Here is a 12,740-nt window from a genome sequence, read left to right on the forward strand (position 1 = left end):
GATACAAAAATTATGAAAATTGTCTATGATGAGAATAAGAGAAGACTGAATTTAGCGAAGCATGGGTTTGATTTTGTGACGCTCGACATGGGCTTTTTCCAAAGCGCCCTCATTGTCGAGACCAAGTTGAACCGGATGAAAGCCATCGGTCTCTTCGACGACGGAAAGATATCTGTCGTATTTTTCAGGCTGGGCAGCGAAGGCATATCCATCATCTCAATGCGGGCTGCAAGCCGAATGGAAAGGAAGCTTTATGACCAGTGCTAAGAGTTTCAAGTATGATATTCCGCCGCTCACGGATGAAGAAGAAGCCCGTATTCAGGCTGGTATTGCGGCGGATCCCGACAATCCGGAATGGACGGAAGAAGACTTCAAGCGCGCGCGCCCTTTCGCCGAGGTTTTCCCCGAATTTGCCGAAAGCATCCGCCGGTCGCGCGGCCGCCCCGCCGTTGAAGCGCGCAAGCAGCAGGTGTCGCTGCGGCTCGATCCGGATGTCATTGCCAAGTTCAAGGCGACGGGCAAGGGCTGGCAGGCGCGCGTCAACGAGATCTTGAAACAGGCTAAAATCTGATCAAAATTTTTGGCCGCGATGACGCAATCGTGAGTGGCGGTCCGGCGATCCGGACTGGACGTTGCGTCTTGCCTGTTTATCCTCTCAGCCCATGCCAACCTTGGCTTGAAGAGGTGCATGATGCCGCGACTGATCCTGCTTGCCTTTGCAGCCATCGTTCTTCTGCACGCCCTATGGCCGATGCCTGCGCATGCGCAGAGCGCCCGCCCGCCGGTCAGCCAATGCCAGGCGATCGCCCAGTCTCTTCCCGATGTCACTTTTGCCAGTTTCAAGCCGTCAGCCGCTTTCGGCGTCCAGGCAGCCGCCAATGAACAGGTGACGATTACCTATGTCGGGCATTCGACGTTTCTTATCGAAACGCCAGGGGGTGTGTCGATCGCCACAGATTATAGCGGCTGGTTGGCGACGCCGAAGCTGCCCGATGTCGTCACCATGAACAAGGCTAATCCCAACCACTATACGCTGACGCCGGATCCGGCGATCAAGCAGGTGTTGCATGGCTGGGGCGATAACGGGCAACCGGCAGATCATGACGCCATTGCCGGTGATGCCTATATCCGCAATGTGACGACGGATATCCGCTCTGGCGGCACGGTGATGGAGCGGGACGGCAATTCGATCTTCATCTTCGAGGTCGCAGGTCTGTGTATCGGTCATCTCGGCCATCTGCATCATGAACTTGACGATACGGATTATGCCGAGATCGGCCGTCTCGATGTGCTGATGGTGCCGGTGGATGGCGGGCTGACGATGGGTGCCGACAGCATGAGCCGGGTCGTGTCGCGGCTGCGGTCCTCGCTAATCCTGCCCATGCACCAGCGTGGGCCTCCGGTCACCCGTTTCCTGCAGATGTTCGGCGATGGTTTCGACAAAAGCTTTGCCACGCAGGCGAGCGTCACCGTGTCGATGCGTTCCTTGCCAAAGAAGCCGCTGATTTATATCCTGCAAGGCTTATAGTCTTTGGGATTCCTGGAATGAAATGTCTCGCAGCCTGCCTTCTTGCCGTTTTCTCGATGATATCTACGGTTCTGGCACAAGGTGCTCCGCCGCCGCGGCTTCCCGCTGCAGAAGGCGGCAAGACGCCCGTCACCGTACCGGAGACGAAGACAGTCGGCCGCCAGGAAGAATTCGTGCTGCCGTCCGGCAATATCGGTTGCATCTATACGCCCGAAGGCGGCACTGATGTCTATCAGCCTGCCGATGGCGGGCCGGAGCTTGCCTGCGACCGCGTCGAGCCGCGTTATGTCCGTGCCACTTTATCCCGCAAGGGCGCTGCCCGTCTTGCCCATGATGTCGGGGACCCGAGCTGCTGTTCAGCGGGGCCGGTGCTCGACTATGGTCAGACCTGGTCTGCCGGACCTTTTTCGTGTCTTTCGACGCGAACGGGCCTGTCCTGCGAACGAAACGATGGCCATTCGTTCTTTCTCAGCCGCAAGCGGCTGGCCGCCAACTGAAAAAAAGCCGGCCCTTCTGGACGCAAAGCGCCAATGAAACTATAAGGCGCCCAATTCCAAACATGACTAGCATGAGAAGAGGGCGCCATGGCCGGCCATTCACAGTTCAAAAACATCATGCACCGCAAGGGCCGTCAGGATGCCGTGCGGTCGAAAATGTTCTCCAAGCTTGCGCGTGAAATTACCGTTGCGGTCAAGGGCGGCCTGCCCGATCCGACCATGAACGCGCGCCTGCGCCTGGCGATCCAGAATGCCAAGGCACAGTCGATGCCGAAGGACAATATCGAGCGCGCCATCAAGAAGGGCTCTGGTGCCGACGGCGAGAACTATGAAGAAGTCCGCTATGAAGGGTATGGCCCGGGCGGCGTCGCCGTCATCGTCGAGGCCCTGACTGACAACCGCAACCGCACGGCGTCCAATGTCCGCTCGACCTTTACCAAGGCCGGCGGCGCGCTGGGTGAAACCGGCTCTGTCTCCTTCTCGTTCGATCGCGTCGGCGAAATTTCCTACAAGCTGTCCGCCGGCGATGCCGACACGGTGATGGAAGCGGCAATCGAAGCCGGTGCCGAGGACGTGACGACTGACGAGGACGGTCACTTCATCATCTGCGGCTTTGAGGATATTGGCGATGTCTCCAAGGCGCTGGAAGCAACGCTCGGCGAAGCCGATACCGTCAAGGCGATCTGGAAGGCCCAGAATACTGTGCCCGTCGATGAAGAGCGCGCCCAGTCGCTGATGAAGCTGATCGACACGCTTGAAGATGATGACGACGTGCAGAACGTCTACACCAACTTCGAAGTCTCCGACGAAGTGATGGCCAAGCTTTCGGCTTAAATTGCCCCGGTCAGCGTCATCGCCTGTCGGAATTGGCCAGCCGGTTCCGGCAGAAGCGCTCTAAGCTCGCCTCTTTTCGAGAGGATGTTGATATGCAGACAGTGACGAAACTTGCGGCACCCACGCCCGCCGACGGCGATCCGGCAACATTGGATGGCTGGGTTGTCGTGTCCGGCACGCCGTCGATGAAGACCTGGGCGCTGCACACGTCTTCGGATGGCTCGATGGTCTCAGGCTATTGGGAAGCAACGCCCGGCACCTATCACGCCACCTACACGGCCTATGAATTCGTGCACATGATCGCCGGCAAGATCATCATCACGCCGGATGGCGGCACGCCCGTTACGGTTTCTGCGGGCGATGCCTTTGTCGTCGAGGCGGATTTCAAAGGAACCTGGGAAATCCTCGAAACGGTGCGCAAGCATTTTGATTTCAAGGTTTCGGCCTGATCTCAGACTAAGGTGATAGCTACCCCGGAATGTTTTCCGGGGTTATTTTTTATGCCGCATTGGCCAGCCGTTGCTGGGCATCCGCAAACAAACGCACCGATTTCAGCCGGGCATCCATGTCGAAAATAGGCATGGAAACGATCACCTCGTCGGCATCCGTCTGGTCGATGAACCCGTCGAGCTTCGTCTTGATGGTCTCCGGCCCGCCGACGACCGCATAGGTCATGGCGTGATCGACGAAGATCTGCTCGTTGTCACTCCACAGGCCATCCATCGTTTCCACCGGCGGCGGAAACTGGCCGCGGGCATTGCGCCGTAGAGCGACGAAGGATTGCTGCATCGAGGTGAAGAGGTGACTGGCCTCCTTATCCGTATCGGCAGCGACCCCCATGATGCCGACCATGGCATAGGGTTGATCGAGATATTGCGACGGCTCGAAACGCTCGCGGTAGATTTCCAGTGCCGACAACAGCATGTCCGGGGCGAAATGCGAGGCAAAGGCGAAGGGCAGTCCGAGCATGCCGGCGAGATGGGCGCTGAAATGGCTGGAGCCGAGCAGCCAGATCGGCACATTGCTGTCGGCGCCAGGCACCGCAATCAGGTCCTGACCGTCCTTGATGGGGCCGAGCAAGGCCTGCAACTCGACGACGTCATTGGGGAAATTGTTGGCGCTCGCCTCCATGTTGCGGCGAAGTGCGGATGCCGTACGCATATCGGTTCCCGGCGCGCGGCCAAGGCCGAGATCGACGCGGCCGGGATAGAGCGCTGCGAGCGTCCCGAATTGTTCGGCGATCACCAGCGGCGAATGGTTGGGCAGCATGATGCCGCCGGAGCCGACACGGATCGTCTTGGTGCCGGCCGCCACATGCGAAATGACGATCGCGGTTGCTGCACTGGCGATCCCCTTCATGCCGTGATGCTCAGCCAGCCAGAAGCGCTTGTAGCCGGAGGCTTCCGCTTCCTGCGCGAGGCGGCGGGAATTCTGCAGGGCTTGGGAGGTGGTCGACCCTTGCGTGATTGGGGAAAGGTCGAGGATCGAAAAGGGCACCATGGGAAAAGCCTTCGATGAATGGAACTGATAGAAGCCTATGTAAGATCGAATTCCGTAAATCCAAGCCTGGCAATGAAACGTGATTGAACCGGCGACGTCAAATCGTGGCGGATGTTTTTGGTTTGTTCACATTTTGCTGGCAGCGTCCGGGCATGAGTATTAAGCTTCCGACCATGCACAACACGATTCGTATCATCGGCATCGATCCAGGCCTGCGCCGCACCGGCTGGGGTATTATCGATACGCTCGGCAACTCCCTGCGCTTCGTGGCGTCTGGCACCGTCACCTCGGATGGCGATATGGATCTAGCGTCGCGGCTTTGCCAGTTGCACGACGGTCTGGTCGATGTCATCCACACGCACAAGCCTGACGAGGCAGCGGTCGAACAGACCTTCGTCAACAAGGACGCCGTGGCAACGCTGAAGCTCGGCCAGGCACGCGGCATCGCTATGCTTGTTCCGGCCCGAGCCGGTCTGCAAGTAGCCGAATATGCACCAAATGCGGTGAAAAAAGCGGTGATCGGCGTTGGTCATGGCGAAAAGCAGCAGATTCATATGATGCTGAAGATTTTGATGCCGAAAGCGGAATTCAAAGGCAATGATGCCGCCGACGCCTTGGCGATCGCTATCTGCCATGCGCATAATCGCGGCGGTGCCCGGATGCGCATGGCGGCATTGGCGGGATAGTTTGTTCTTGACTTGTTCTGTGTTTCGTATAAGTAATACCTCAGAGGTATTACTATGCGTGTAACAGAAAAAGGTCAGGTGACCATTCCGAAGAATGTACGGTCGAATCTCGGCATCCAGCCCGGGGCGAGCGTGGAGTTCGTTCTCAAAGGAAACGAGGCGGTGCTGCGCCGTATCGAGCCGGCTCAGGCAGTTGTTGAACGTTCAGTCCAAGAATTTTCCGATCATCTGAACCGTCATAAGGGCTCGATGAATCTGGGCGGCATGGACGGAGATGAATTTTACCGGCTGTTGAGGGACTGATGGCGACATTGGTCGATACAAATGTCCTGATCGATGTGTTTCACATAGGCAGTCCGTTTGAAGATTGGTCAGCGCTGCGGTTGGCGGATGCCAAGCGCGACGGCTCGGTTGTCATCAACCCATTGATCTATGCCGAAATGGCCGCAGGCTTTGTGCTTGCGTCAACCCTGGATGCGGTCCTTTCGCCGTCTGCCTTTCAGCGGGAGGATTTGCCATGGGAAGCCGCGCACGCCGCTGGACAGGCGTTTCTACGGTACCGGAAATCAGGCGGGGATAAACGGTCGCCCCTGCCGGATTTTTATATTGGCGCCCATGCGGCCGTGCGTGGCTACCGAATTTTGACCCGCGATCCCTCGCGATACAAACTCTATTTCCCCTCCGTCGAACTGATCACGCCGGAAACTCATCCATGACGGCCAGACTATGAAAACCATACCTACGAAGGCCATACCCAATAAGGATTGCGCGCCATGATCGGCAAGCTCAAGGGAACGATCGACGAGATCGGTGACGACCATGTCGTGGTGGATGTGCATGGGGTCGGCTATGTCGCCCATTGCTCGTCAAGGACACTGTCGAAGATCGGGTCGTCCGGTGAGGCCGTCGTGCTGTTCATCGAGACCTATGTCCGCGAAGACCAGTTGCGGCTGTTCGGCTTCCTGTCGGCGCTGGAGCGGGAATGGTTCCGGTTGCTGCAGAGCGTGCAGGGTGTTGGCTCCAAGGTGGCGCTTGCGGTTCTCTCCGTGTTGACGCCGGGCGAACTGGCCAATGCCATCGCATTGCAGGACAAGACCGCCGTCTCGCGCGCACCGGGGGTTGGCCCGAAGGTTGCCGTGCGCATCGTCACCGAACTCAAAAACAAGGCACCGGCCTTTGCAGGTGAGGCAGGCGCCAATATCGGATTGAAGCAGGAGCTTGGCGAAGGCGTCGCCTCTGCGCCGGTGTCGGATGCGGTGTCGGCGCTCAGCAATCTCGGTTACTCGCGCGACCAGGCTGCCAATGCGGTCGCGGCGGCGTTGAAGAATGGCGGCGAGGGGCTGGATAGTGCGAAGCTCATCCGCTTGGGGTTGAAGGAACTGGCGCGATAGTGTGTTGCTTTCCGTGCGCCGCCTTACTATTTTAGAAAAGTAAGGATTTTGGTTGGGGTCTATGATGGGACATCATGCGACGATTACGTCAAAAGGTCAGATGACCGTACCGAAGGCGGTGCGTGACGCGCTGAACATCAAGCCCGGCGATAAATGCTATGTGTGGGTGCGCGACGGTGAAATGATCGTTATTCCCCGCAACAAGAGTTTTGCCGACTTGGCCGGCATATTGGGCAAGCCGCCATACGGAGCAGGTGCGACGATTGACGATTTGTCGGAAGCAGCAGCCGGCGGAGCATCCGAACATGTGGTAGGTTCCATGCGGCCGGCAGACGCTGAGTGATGGCGCGCATCGGCGTGGATACCAACATTCTGGTGCGTCTCTTTGTGAAGGATGATGCCAAGCAATATGCGTCCGTTGCGCGATTGGTCTCGACGCTTGAGGATGGCGATGTATTTTTCATCAATATCGTCGTGCTGATTGAGACGTTGTGGACACTGAGCAGACAATACGGCTACCAGAAGCCTCAGCTTTTGGCACTGGCCCAGGCGCTTCTGGAGCGGAGCGATCTGGAAATTGACCAATACGAAATCGTCGGCAATGCAATCACTATATCGAGACTTTTGGGCGCAGATATATCCGATGCGCTGATTGGTGAATTGAACCGGCTTTCGGACTGCGCACACACCATCACTTTCGACGCGAAAGCCGCCAAAACAGTCCCCGGAATGGAACTTCTCGCATGACCGATGCCGCACGTTTGATCACACCGGAAAAGCGCGGCGAGGACCTCGATACGACGTTGCGGCCGCAATCGCTGGACGAGTTTACCGGCCAGGCGGAAGCGCGTGCCAATCTGAAAGTGTTCATCGAGGCGGCGAAGAATAGGGGCGAGGCGCTGGATCATGTGTTGTTCGTTGGCCCGCCCGGCCTGGGCAAGACCACGCTGGCGCAGATCATGGCCAAGGAACTCGGTGTCAATTTCCGGTCGACATCCGGCCCGGTAATCGCCAAGGCGGGGGATCTTGCAGCACTTTTGACCAATCTCGAGGATCGCGATGTGCTGTTCATCGATGAAATCCACCGGTTGAACCCGGCCGTAGAAGAAATTCTCTATCCGGCGATGGAGGATTTCCAGCTGGATCTGATCATCGGCGAGGGACCGGCAGCACGGTCGGTGAAGATCGACCTGTCGAAATTCACGCTGGTTGCGGCCACCACAAGGCTCGGGCTTTTGACGACGCCGTTGCGTGATCGCTTCGGCATCCCGGTGCGGCTGAATTTTTATACGGTGGAGGAACTGGAATCGATCGTTCGCCGTGGCGCCCGGTTGATGGGGCTTGGTATTACTGATGACGGCGCGCGCGAAATTGCCCGCCGTGCGCGCGGCACGCCGCGGATTGCCGGGCGGCTTTTACGCCGGGTGCGGGATTTCGCAGAGGTGGCAAAGGCCGAAGCCGTCACCAAGCAGATTGCCGACGAGGCGCTGACGCGGCTTCTGGTCGATAATATGGGCCTTGATCAACTCGACAAGCGCTACCTTACGATGATCGCGCTCAATTTCGGTGGCGGCCCGGTCGGGATCGAGACCATTGCGGCGGGGCTGTCGGAGCCGCGCGATGCGATCGAGGATATTATCGAGCCCTATATGATCCAGCAGGGCTTCATCCAGCGCACGCCGCGCGGGCGTATTTTAACTGCAAACGCCTGGAAACACCTCGGACTGCAGGTGCCGAAGGATCTGGAAGCCACGCAGTTCCGTCTGTTCCAAGAGGATGATTGAGTGTTGACGCGGCGCGGTTTTGTGCGAACGCTCGGCGCGCTGTTGTTGTCGGGCGTGGCGTCCGGTGCCTATGCCGTGGGAATAGAGCCTGTGGGACGGCCGCGCATCGTTCGCTACCATCTGATGCCGGAGAATTGGCCGGCCGGGCTGAAGCTGCGGCTGGTGATCCTGGCTGATATCCATGCCTGCAGACCGTTTATGTCTCCCCGCCGGATCGGCGATATCTGTGCGCAGGCGAATGCGCTGAATGGCGACATGATCCTCCTGTTGGGCGATTTTCTGTCGGGAATGCGGATGGGAGGTCACCGGGTCACCTCAAGCGAATGGGCAGGCGAGCTTGCCCGCCTTGCAGCGCCTCTTGGCGTTCACGCGGTGATGGGAAACCATGATTGGATCGACGACCCCGACGCGATGATCGCGGGCGCGGGGCCGACGATCGTGCATAAGGCGCTGGCCTCGATCAACGTGCCAGTGTACGAGAACCGGGCGACCCGTTTTGAGAAGGATGGCCAAGGGTTTTGGCTGGCGGGCCTTGCCGATCAGATCGGACCGCGCATCGGCCTTGACGATCTGCCGGGAACCCTGGCGCAGGTCACGGACGAGGCGCCCGTTATCCTGATGGCGCATGAGCCGGACGTTTTTCCAGAGGTGCCGGACAGGGTGGCCGTGACTCTGTCGGGGCATACGCATGGCGGGCAGATCCGTCTGTTCGGCTACTCGCCTGTCGTACCATCGCGCTTCCGTAACCGTTACGCCTACGGCCATGTGGTGGAAGACGGCCGCAATCTGATCGTTTCGGGCGGGCTCGGCTGCTCGATCATGCCAGTCCGCTTCGGCTCACCGCCGGAAATCGTTATTGTCGAACTCGGATAGTTCATGCCCAAACGCAAGATGATCCGGATGGATGGACCGCAGGGAAAACGGTTCAATTTCCGCATCGCCGGGCTTGGGTTTCGCGATGGCAATGTTCTGGTGCATCGGGCAACACATGAGAATTTCTGGACGTTCCCGGGTGGGCGAGCCGAGATCGGCGAGACCTCGGTGGAAACGCTGAAGCGCGAGATGATCGAGGAACTGGGCGTCGAGGTCCGCGTTGGCCGCATGCTCTGGACGGTAGAAAACTTCTTCCGCTACGAGGACCGGGACTATCATGAGATCGGTTTCTATTACGAAATGGAAATCCCGGAACATTTTCCCTTTCATCAAAGCGAGATCGTTCATCGCCTGCGGGATGGCAGGAGCGATCTTGAATTCAAATGGGTAAAGGCGACCAGAGCAGCGCTGACGGCGCTCGATATTCCGCCCTATTTCATCGCCGAACAGATTGAGCACCTGCCGCCGTCGCCGGTCCATATCATCTGGGATGACGGTAATCCTGAACGGTAGATCACGGCGTGGGCTGGGATCTGTTGGGCTAGACCAGAGCTAAACCAACTGCCCTATCGTTTCCCGCAGCAGCTCCAGGCCGCCCGGCTTCCAGCCCAGTGCCTCAATCTTGCAGGTGCCCATCGGGTTTAACGCCGCCTGATCGCCGGCGGGCGGCAGAGGGTGCGGACAGTGCGCGAGGTGCTGGAGGATCGACAGGATTTCATGGGTGTCGGTCGAGAGATCGGAGACGTTGAAGGTTTCGCCGTTGATCTGCACGGTGTCTGTTTCCAGCATCAGCCGCACGGCGCGGGCGACGTCGTCGCCATGGACTTCGGTGCTGTCCCTGACCGGAACAGGCTTGCCGGCAAGATAGTCCTCGAAAAGTCCCGCCCATTTCTGCCGCTGTCCGGCGCCTGCGGGGCCATAGATGCCGGTTGCGCGCAGGCTTGCGGTAACGAAGCCGTGGCCGCAGAGGGACAAGAGACTGCGCTCGGCCTGCAGCTTGACCTCGCCATAAAGCGTATCAGGCTTGCCGTGCATATCCTCTTTCAGAACCGTTCCAGGCGGTTGCGGTCCGTAGGCGGCGCGGCTGGAGAGGAAAACGCAGCGGCGCACGCCGGCATCGCGGGCAGTCTCAAAAAGCCGCACCGTGCCGTCGAGATTGGCGCGGCGGAACCCTTGCGGATCGTCGCCTTCACCGCCCCGGTAGTATCCGGGAAGGTGATCGAAGGCGGCATGGACGAAATAATAGACGTGATCGAAAGCCTCGATCTGGTCAGCATCGGGATCGAGCCGCAGGGGCACGAAGGCGACATCCTTTGAGAAGAAACCAGGCTCCGGCGCGGTGCGGCCGCCGACGGTGACTTTGTAGCCATTGGCCAGCAGGTGCTCGACAATGAAGCGGCCGGCATAGCCGGTGCCGCCGGAAACGAGAACGCGTGTCATGAGCTTCCTGATGTCACTTCGGGCCTGATATGTCCGGATTGGGCTTACCGGGATTGGGCTTGGCCGGTTTTGGCAATGCGGCAATCTCCGGGATAGCGTCGCCGGTCAGGAAAGCATGCCAGAGATTGATCAGCGGTCGCAGTCTTTCGGCTTTGGGATGATCCTTTTCCCACGGTTTTTCATATTGGTAATGCAGCACGCCGATCGATGGCCAATCCCAAAGGTCCGGCATGTTGAGCCAGACATATTGCAGCATATTCATCGTGACAGGCAGGCCATGCCAATCTGTGAAAAAATTCTGCAGAAATGTCTGGTCGGTGCGTGGCCAGAAGGCATCGGGTGTATCGAGCTTTGCCAGCATGTTTTCGAATGTCTGAAGGCTCGGTGTTGCAACGAAGACCCCGGAGTTCAGCCGGTGAAAATCGGCAAGGCTTTCATAGACATTGGGTGCCGCCGAAAATTCCGGATAGCCGAAATAGCGGTCGATGTTTTTCAAGACCAGCGCATCGGCATCGATGAAGATGCAGTGCTCATATTCGGTCAGCTGCCACAGTCTCAGCTTGCAGAAATTGTCGAGTGGCGAGTGAAAGTCAGGTTTGCGACCCTTGGTAAAAGGGGCTGCGCTGTGCAGCGACGTCCGGGCATGCCGCGCGTTGAAAGCGTCCGAGAGTGGCAGCAATTCGGTCGCGGCGAAACGGCAGCCGAACTGCGCGAGCGGCGCCAGCGCGTATTCTGGGACGCCGCCCGTGTGCAGAACGACGATATCGGCTTGCGCCCCGGTTCGTCGGATTGAACGGGCAAGTGCGGTTGCGCCCATCGCATAATCCGCATTCGTCACCAGCGTCACGAAGGCGTGCCGCGATCCGGCAGAGCCGGAAGGCGCGATGCCATTGGAAGCAATTCCTGGCTGCGTCATGAAACCGATTTCAGCCTTCTTCCTTCCGGATCATGATTAATCTTGGCGGCGATGTCCTTGGTCCAGGCGGAAACGGCCGGCACGCGGCTGCGATCGACGCGGTAGGCGTATTTCTTGCCGACATCGACGATTTCTTCCAGCAGACCGTCCTGCAGCGTGATCGGATTGAGGCCCAGCTGGCGGAATTTTTCGTTGCGCACGACCAGATCGTTTTCGGCCGCTTCCTTGCGCGGATTGGGCAGCCAGGCAATCTCGGAACCGGTAAGGCCGGCGATCATTTCGGCGAGATCGCGGACCCGGTGCGTTTCGGTCATCTGGTTGAAGATCTCGACGCGGGCGCCGCGCTGCGGCGGGTTTTTCAGCGCCAGCTCGATGCAGCGGACCGAATCCTGGATGTGAATGAAGGCGCGCGTCTGGCCGCCGGTACCATGCACGGTCAGCGGATATCCGATCGCCGCCTGAATGAGGAAGCGGTTGAGCACAGTGCCATAGTCGCCATCATAATCGAAGCGGTTGATCAACTGTTCATGGCGGCGGGTCTGTTCGGTATGGGTGCCCCAGACGATGCCCTGGTGCAGGTCGGTGATCCGCAGCGCGTCATTCTTGGCGTAAAACTGGAACAGCAGCTGATCGAGACATTTGGTCATGTGGTAGATCGAGCCGGGATTGGCGGGGTAGAGGATATCCTGCTTTGCCGTTTCCCCGCTTTCGGTTTCGATGCCCACCGGAAGATAGCCTTCCGGGATCGCCGCGCCGACGGTGGAATATCCATAGACGCCCATGGTACCAAGATGGACCAGATGCGCATCGAGGCCGATCTCGACCATGGCGTTCAACAGGTTATGGGTGGCATTGACGTTGTTGTTGACCGTGTAATTCTTGTGACGGTCGCTCTTCATCGAATAGGGTGCGGCCCGCTGCTCGGCGAAATGGATGACGGCGTCCGGGCGGTTTTCCGCAAGCCAGTTTTTCAAGAGCTCATAGTCGCGGGCGAGATCGATCAGGTGAAAATGGATACGCCGTCCGGTCTGCGCATGCCAGATGCGCGTGCGTTCCTGAATGCTGTCCATGGGGGTTAACGACTGGACCCCAAGCTCGGTATCGATCCAGCGGCGGGACAGGTTGTCGAGAATGTGGATGTCATGTCCGGCATCGGACAGATGCAGGGCTGTCGGCCAACCGACAAAGCCGTCACCGCCAAGGACTGCAATTTTCATGCGCCAATCTCCTGTGGGATCGAAGTCATGCGCCGGTGATAGGAGAACATTGTGACAAACCTGCAATGCTTGCA

At 58.7% G+C, this 12,740-nt stretch carries 19 protein-coding genes; 15 read left to right on the forward strand and 4 right to left on the reverse strand.

Going from position 1 to position 12,740, the window contains the following annotated elements:
- Positions 1-12: 12 nt before the first annotated feature.
- The 6 genes from PYR65_RS06045 to PYR65_RS06070 all read left to right on the forward strand — a co-directional run bounded on the left by PYR65_RS06045 (position 13) and on the right by PYR65_RS06070 (position 3,308).
- Entirely contained in the window at positions 13-267 is a 255-nt protein-coding gene (locus PYR65_RS06045; RefSeq protein ID WP_276120304.1) for a BrnT family toxin, read from the forward strand.
- On the forward strand, positions 254-571 hold the full coding sequence (locus PYR65_RS06050; protein ID WP_276120305.1) for a BrnA antitoxin family protein: 318 nt from the start codon (positions 254-256) through the stop codon (positions 569-571). The genes PYR65_RS06045 and PYR65_RS06050 overlap by 14 nt, the downstream gene beginning before the upstream one ends.
- A 117-nt stretch (positions 572-688) precedes the next feature.
- Positions 689-1,528 carry an MBL fold metallo-hydrolase gene (locus PYR65_RS06055; protein ID WP_276120306.1) on the forward strand — a complete coding sequence of 280 codons (840 nt, stop codon included), beginning with the start codon at positions 689-691 and terminating at the stop codon, positions 1,526-1,528.
- A 17-nt stretch (positions 1,529-1,545) separates the two neighbouring features.
- Positions 1,546-2,025 (forward strand): hypothetical protein, encoded by a 480-nt coding sequence (locus tag PYR65_RS06060; RefSeq protein WP_276120307.1) that lies wholly within the window; start codon positions 1,546-1,548, stop codon positions 2,023-2,025.
- A gap of 87 nt (positions 2,026-2,112) precedes the next feature.
- Positions 2,113-2,859: a YebC/PmpR family DNA-binding transcriptional regulator gene (locus tag PYR65_RS06065; protein WP_037099910.1), complete on the forward strand. Its 747-nt coding sequence runs from the start codon at positions 2,113-2,115 to the stop codon at positions 2,857-2,859.
- Between the two features lie 92 nt (positions 2,860-2,951).
- Complete coding sequence (locus PYR65_RS06070) at positions 2,952-3,308, forward strand: cupin domain-containing protein (protein ID WP_276120308.1); 357 nt, start codon at positions 2,952-2,954, stop codon at positions 3,306-3,308.
- A gap of 49 nt (positions 3,309-3,357) precedes the next feature.
- Here the strand turns inward: PYR65_RS06070 and PYR65_RS06075 are convergent, their stop codons facing one another.
- Entirely contained in the window at positions 3,358-4,359 is a 1,002-nt protein-coding gene (locus tag PYR65_RS06075; protein ID WP_276120309.1) for an LLM class flavin-dependent oxidoreductase, read from the reverse strand.
- 173 nt (positions 4,360-4,532) lie between these two features.
- Between PYR65_RS06075 and ruvC the strand changes: the two genes are divergently transcribed.
- The 9 genes from ruvC to PYR65_RS06120 all read left to right on the forward strand — a co-directional run bounded on the left by ruvC (position 4,533) and on the right by PYR65_RS06120 (position 9,606).
- Complete coding sequence (gene ruvC / locus PYR65_RS06080; RefSeq protein WP_276120981.1) at positions 4,533-5,045, forward strand: crossover junction endodeoxyribonuclease RuvC; 513 nt, start codon at positions 4,533-4,535, stop codon at positions 5,043-5,045.
- 54 nt (positions 5,046-5,099) lie between these two features.
- Positions 5,100-5,348, forward strand: coding sequence for an AbrB/MazE/SpoVT family DNA-binding domain-containing protein (locus PYR65_RS06085; protein WP_276120310.1), 249 nt, complete (start codon positions 5,100-5,102; stop codon positions 5,346-5,348).
- Complete coding sequence (locus tag PYR65_RS06090) at positions 5,348-5,761, forward strand: type II toxin-antitoxin system VapC family toxin (RefSeq protein WP_276120311.1); 414 nt, start codon at positions 5,348-5,350, stop codon at positions 5,759-5,761. Before PYR65_RS06085 ends, PYR65_RS06090 begins: the two co-directional genes overlap by 1 nt.
- Before the next feature lie 57 nt (positions 5,762-5,818).
- The gene (gene ruvA / locus PYR65_RS06095; protein WP_276120312.1) at positions 5,819-6,436 is read left to right on the forward strand and encodes a Holliday junction branch migration protein RuvA; all 618 of its coding nucleotides are present in this window, start codon (positions 5,819-5,821) and stop codon (positions 6,434-6,436) included.
- A gap of 100 nt (positions 6,437-6,536) precedes the next feature.
- Complete coding sequence (locus tag PYR65_RS06100) at positions 6,537-6,779, forward strand: AbrB/MazE/SpoVT family DNA-binding domain-containing protein (protein WP_276120313.1); 243 nt, start codon at positions 6,537-6,539, stop codon at positions 6,777-6,779.
- The gene (locus PYR65_RS06105) at positions 6,779-7,183 is read left to right on the forward strand and encodes a PIN domain-containing protein (RefSeq protein WP_276120314.1); all 405 of its coding nucleotides are present in this window, start codon (positions 6,779-6,781) and stop codon (positions 7,181-7,183) included. The genes PYR65_RS06100 and PYR65_RS06105 overlap by 1 nt, the downstream gene beginning before the upstream one ends.
- A complete protein-coding gene (gene ruvB, locus PYR65_RS06110) occupies positions 7,180-8,220 on the forward strand; it encodes a Holliday junction branch migration DNA helicase RuvB (protein ID WP_276120315.1) in 1,041 nt (346 codons plus the stop codon). The genes PYR65_RS06105 and ruvB overlap by 4 nt, the downstream gene beginning before the upstream one ends.
- Positions 8,221-9,093 carry a metallophosphoesterase gene (locus PYR65_RS06115; RefSeq protein WP_276120316.1) on the forward strand — a complete coding sequence of 291 codons (873 nt, stop codon included), beginning with the start codon at positions 8,221-8,223 and terminating at the stop codon, positions 9,091-9,093.
- 3 nt (positions 9,094-9,096) lie between these two features.
- The gene (locus PYR65_RS06120; RefSeq protein ID WP_276120317.1) at positions 9,097-9,606 is read left to right on the forward strand and encodes an NUDIX hydrolase; all 510 of its coding nucleotides are present in this window, start codon (positions 9,097-9,099) and stop codon (positions 9,604-9,606) included.
- Between the two features lie 39 nt (positions 9,607-9,645).
- Here the strand turns inward: PYR65_RS06120 and PYR65_RS06125 are convergent, their stop codons facing one another.
- From PYR65_RS06125 to PYR65_RS06135, 3 genes are read right to left on the reverse strand one after another with little or no spacing between them, the layout of a single operon-like run.
- Positions 9,646-10,533 carry an NAD-dependent epimerase/dehydratase family protein gene (locus tag PYR65_RS06125; protein ID WP_276120318.1) on the reverse strand — a complete coding sequence of 296 codons (888 nt, stop codon included), beginning with the start codon at positions 10,531-10,533 and terminating at the stop codon, positions 9,646-9,648.
- A 13-nt stretch (positions 10,534-10,546) separates the two neighbouring features.
- Positions 10,547-11,449: a glycosyltransferase gene (locus PYR65_RS06130; protein ID WP_276120319.1), complete on the reverse strand. Its 903-nt coding sequence runs from the start codon at positions 11,447-11,449 to the stop codon at positions 10,547-10,549.
- Complete coding sequence (locus PYR65_RS06135) at positions 11,446-12,666, reverse strand: NAD-dependent epimerase/dehydratase family protein (protein WP_276120321.1); 1,221 nt, start codon at positions 12,664-12,666, stop codon at positions 11,446-11,448. Before PYR65_RS06135 ends, PYR65_RS06130 begins: the two co-directional genes overlap by 4 nt.
- Positions 12,667-12,740 lie beyond the last annotated feature (74 nt).

It is taken from the genome of Pararhizobium qamdonense (genome assembly GCF_029277445.1).
Classification (GTDB): Bacteria; Pseudomonadota; Alphaproteobacteria; order Rhizobiales; family Rhizobiaceae; genus Pararhizobium; species Pararhizobium qamdonense.

What these genes read in the sequence shown, in the direction of transcription:
- PYR65_RS06070 (WP_276120308.1), top strand. Translation starts at nt 2,952, where the DNA reads ATGCAGACAGTGACGAAACTTGCGGCACCCACGCCCGCCGACGGCGAT.
- PYR65_RS06135 (WP_276120321.1), bottom strand. Translation starts at nt 12,666, where the DNA reads ATGAAAATTGCAGTCCTTGGCGGTGACGGCTTTGTCGGTTGGCCGACA.
- PYR65_RS06130 (WP_276120319.1), bottom strand. Translation starts at nt 11,449, where the DNA reads ATGACGCAGCCAGGAATTGCTTCCAATGGCATCGCGCCTTCCGGCTCT.
- PYR65_RS06125 (WP_276120318.1), bottom strand. Translation starts at nt 10,533, where the DNA reads ATGACACGCGTTCTCGTTTCCGGCGGCACCGGCTATGCCGGCCGCTTC.
- PYR65_RS06055 (WP_276120306.1), top strand. Translation starts at nt 689, where the DNA reads ATGATGCCGCGACTGATCCTGCTTGCCTTTGCAGCCATCGTTCTTCTG.
- PYR65_RS06100 (WP_276120313.1), top strand. Translation starts at nt 6,537, where the DNA reads ATGACCGTACCGAAGGCGGTGCGTGACGCGCTGAACATCAAGCCCGGC.
- ruvA (WP_276120312.1), top strand. Translation starts at nt 5,819, where the DNA reads ATGATCGGCAAGCTCAAGGGAACGATCGACGAGATCGGTGACGACCAT.
- PYR65_RS06060 (WP_276120307.1), top strand. Translation starts at nt 1,546, where the DNA reads ATGAAATGTCTCGCAGCCTGCCTTCTTGCCGTTTTCTCGATGATATCT.
- PYR65_RS06120 (WP_276120317.1), top strand. Translation starts at nt 9,097, where the DNA reads ATGCCCAAACGCAAGATGATCCGGATGGATGGACCGCAGGGAAAACGG.
- PYR65_RS06090 (WP_276120311.1), top strand. Translation starts at nt 5,348, where the DNA reads ATGGCGACATTGGTCGATACAAATGTCCTGATCGATGTGTTTCACATA.
- PYR65_RS06050 (WP_276120305.1), top strand. Translation starts at nt 254, where the DNA reads ATGACCAGTGCTAAGAGTTTCAAGTATGATATTCCGCCGCTCACGGAT.
- PYR65_RS06075 (WP_276120309.1), bottom strand. Translation starts at nt 4,359, where the DNA reads ATGGTGCCCTTTTCGATCCTCGACCTTTCCCCAATCACGCAAGGGTCG.
- PYR65_RS06065 (WP_037099910.1), top strand. Translation starts at nt 2,113, where the DNA reads ATGGCCGGCCATTCACAGTTCAAAAACATCATGCACCGCAAGGGCCGT.
- PYR65_RS06105 (WP_276120314.1), top strand. Translation starts at nt 6,779, where the DNA reads ATGGCGCGCATCGGCGTGGATACCAACATTCTGGTGCGTCTCTTTGTG.
- PYR65_RS06045 (WP_276120304.1), top strand. Translation starts at nt 13, where the DNA reads ATGAAAATTGTCTATGATGAGAATAAGAGAAGACTGAATTTAGCGAAG.
- PYR65_RS06085 (WP_276120310.1), top strand. Translation starts at nt 5,100, where the DNA reads ATGCGTGTAACAGAAAAAGGTCAGGTGACCATTCCGAAGAATGTACGG.
- ruvB (WP_276120315.1), top strand. Translation starts at nt 7,180, where the DNA reads ATGACCGATGCCGCACGTTTGATCACACCGGAAAAGCGCGGCGAGGAC.
- ruvC (WP_276120981.1), top strand. Translation starts at nt 4,533, where the DNA reads ATGCACAACACGATTCGTATCATCGGCATCGATCCAGGCCTGCGCCGC.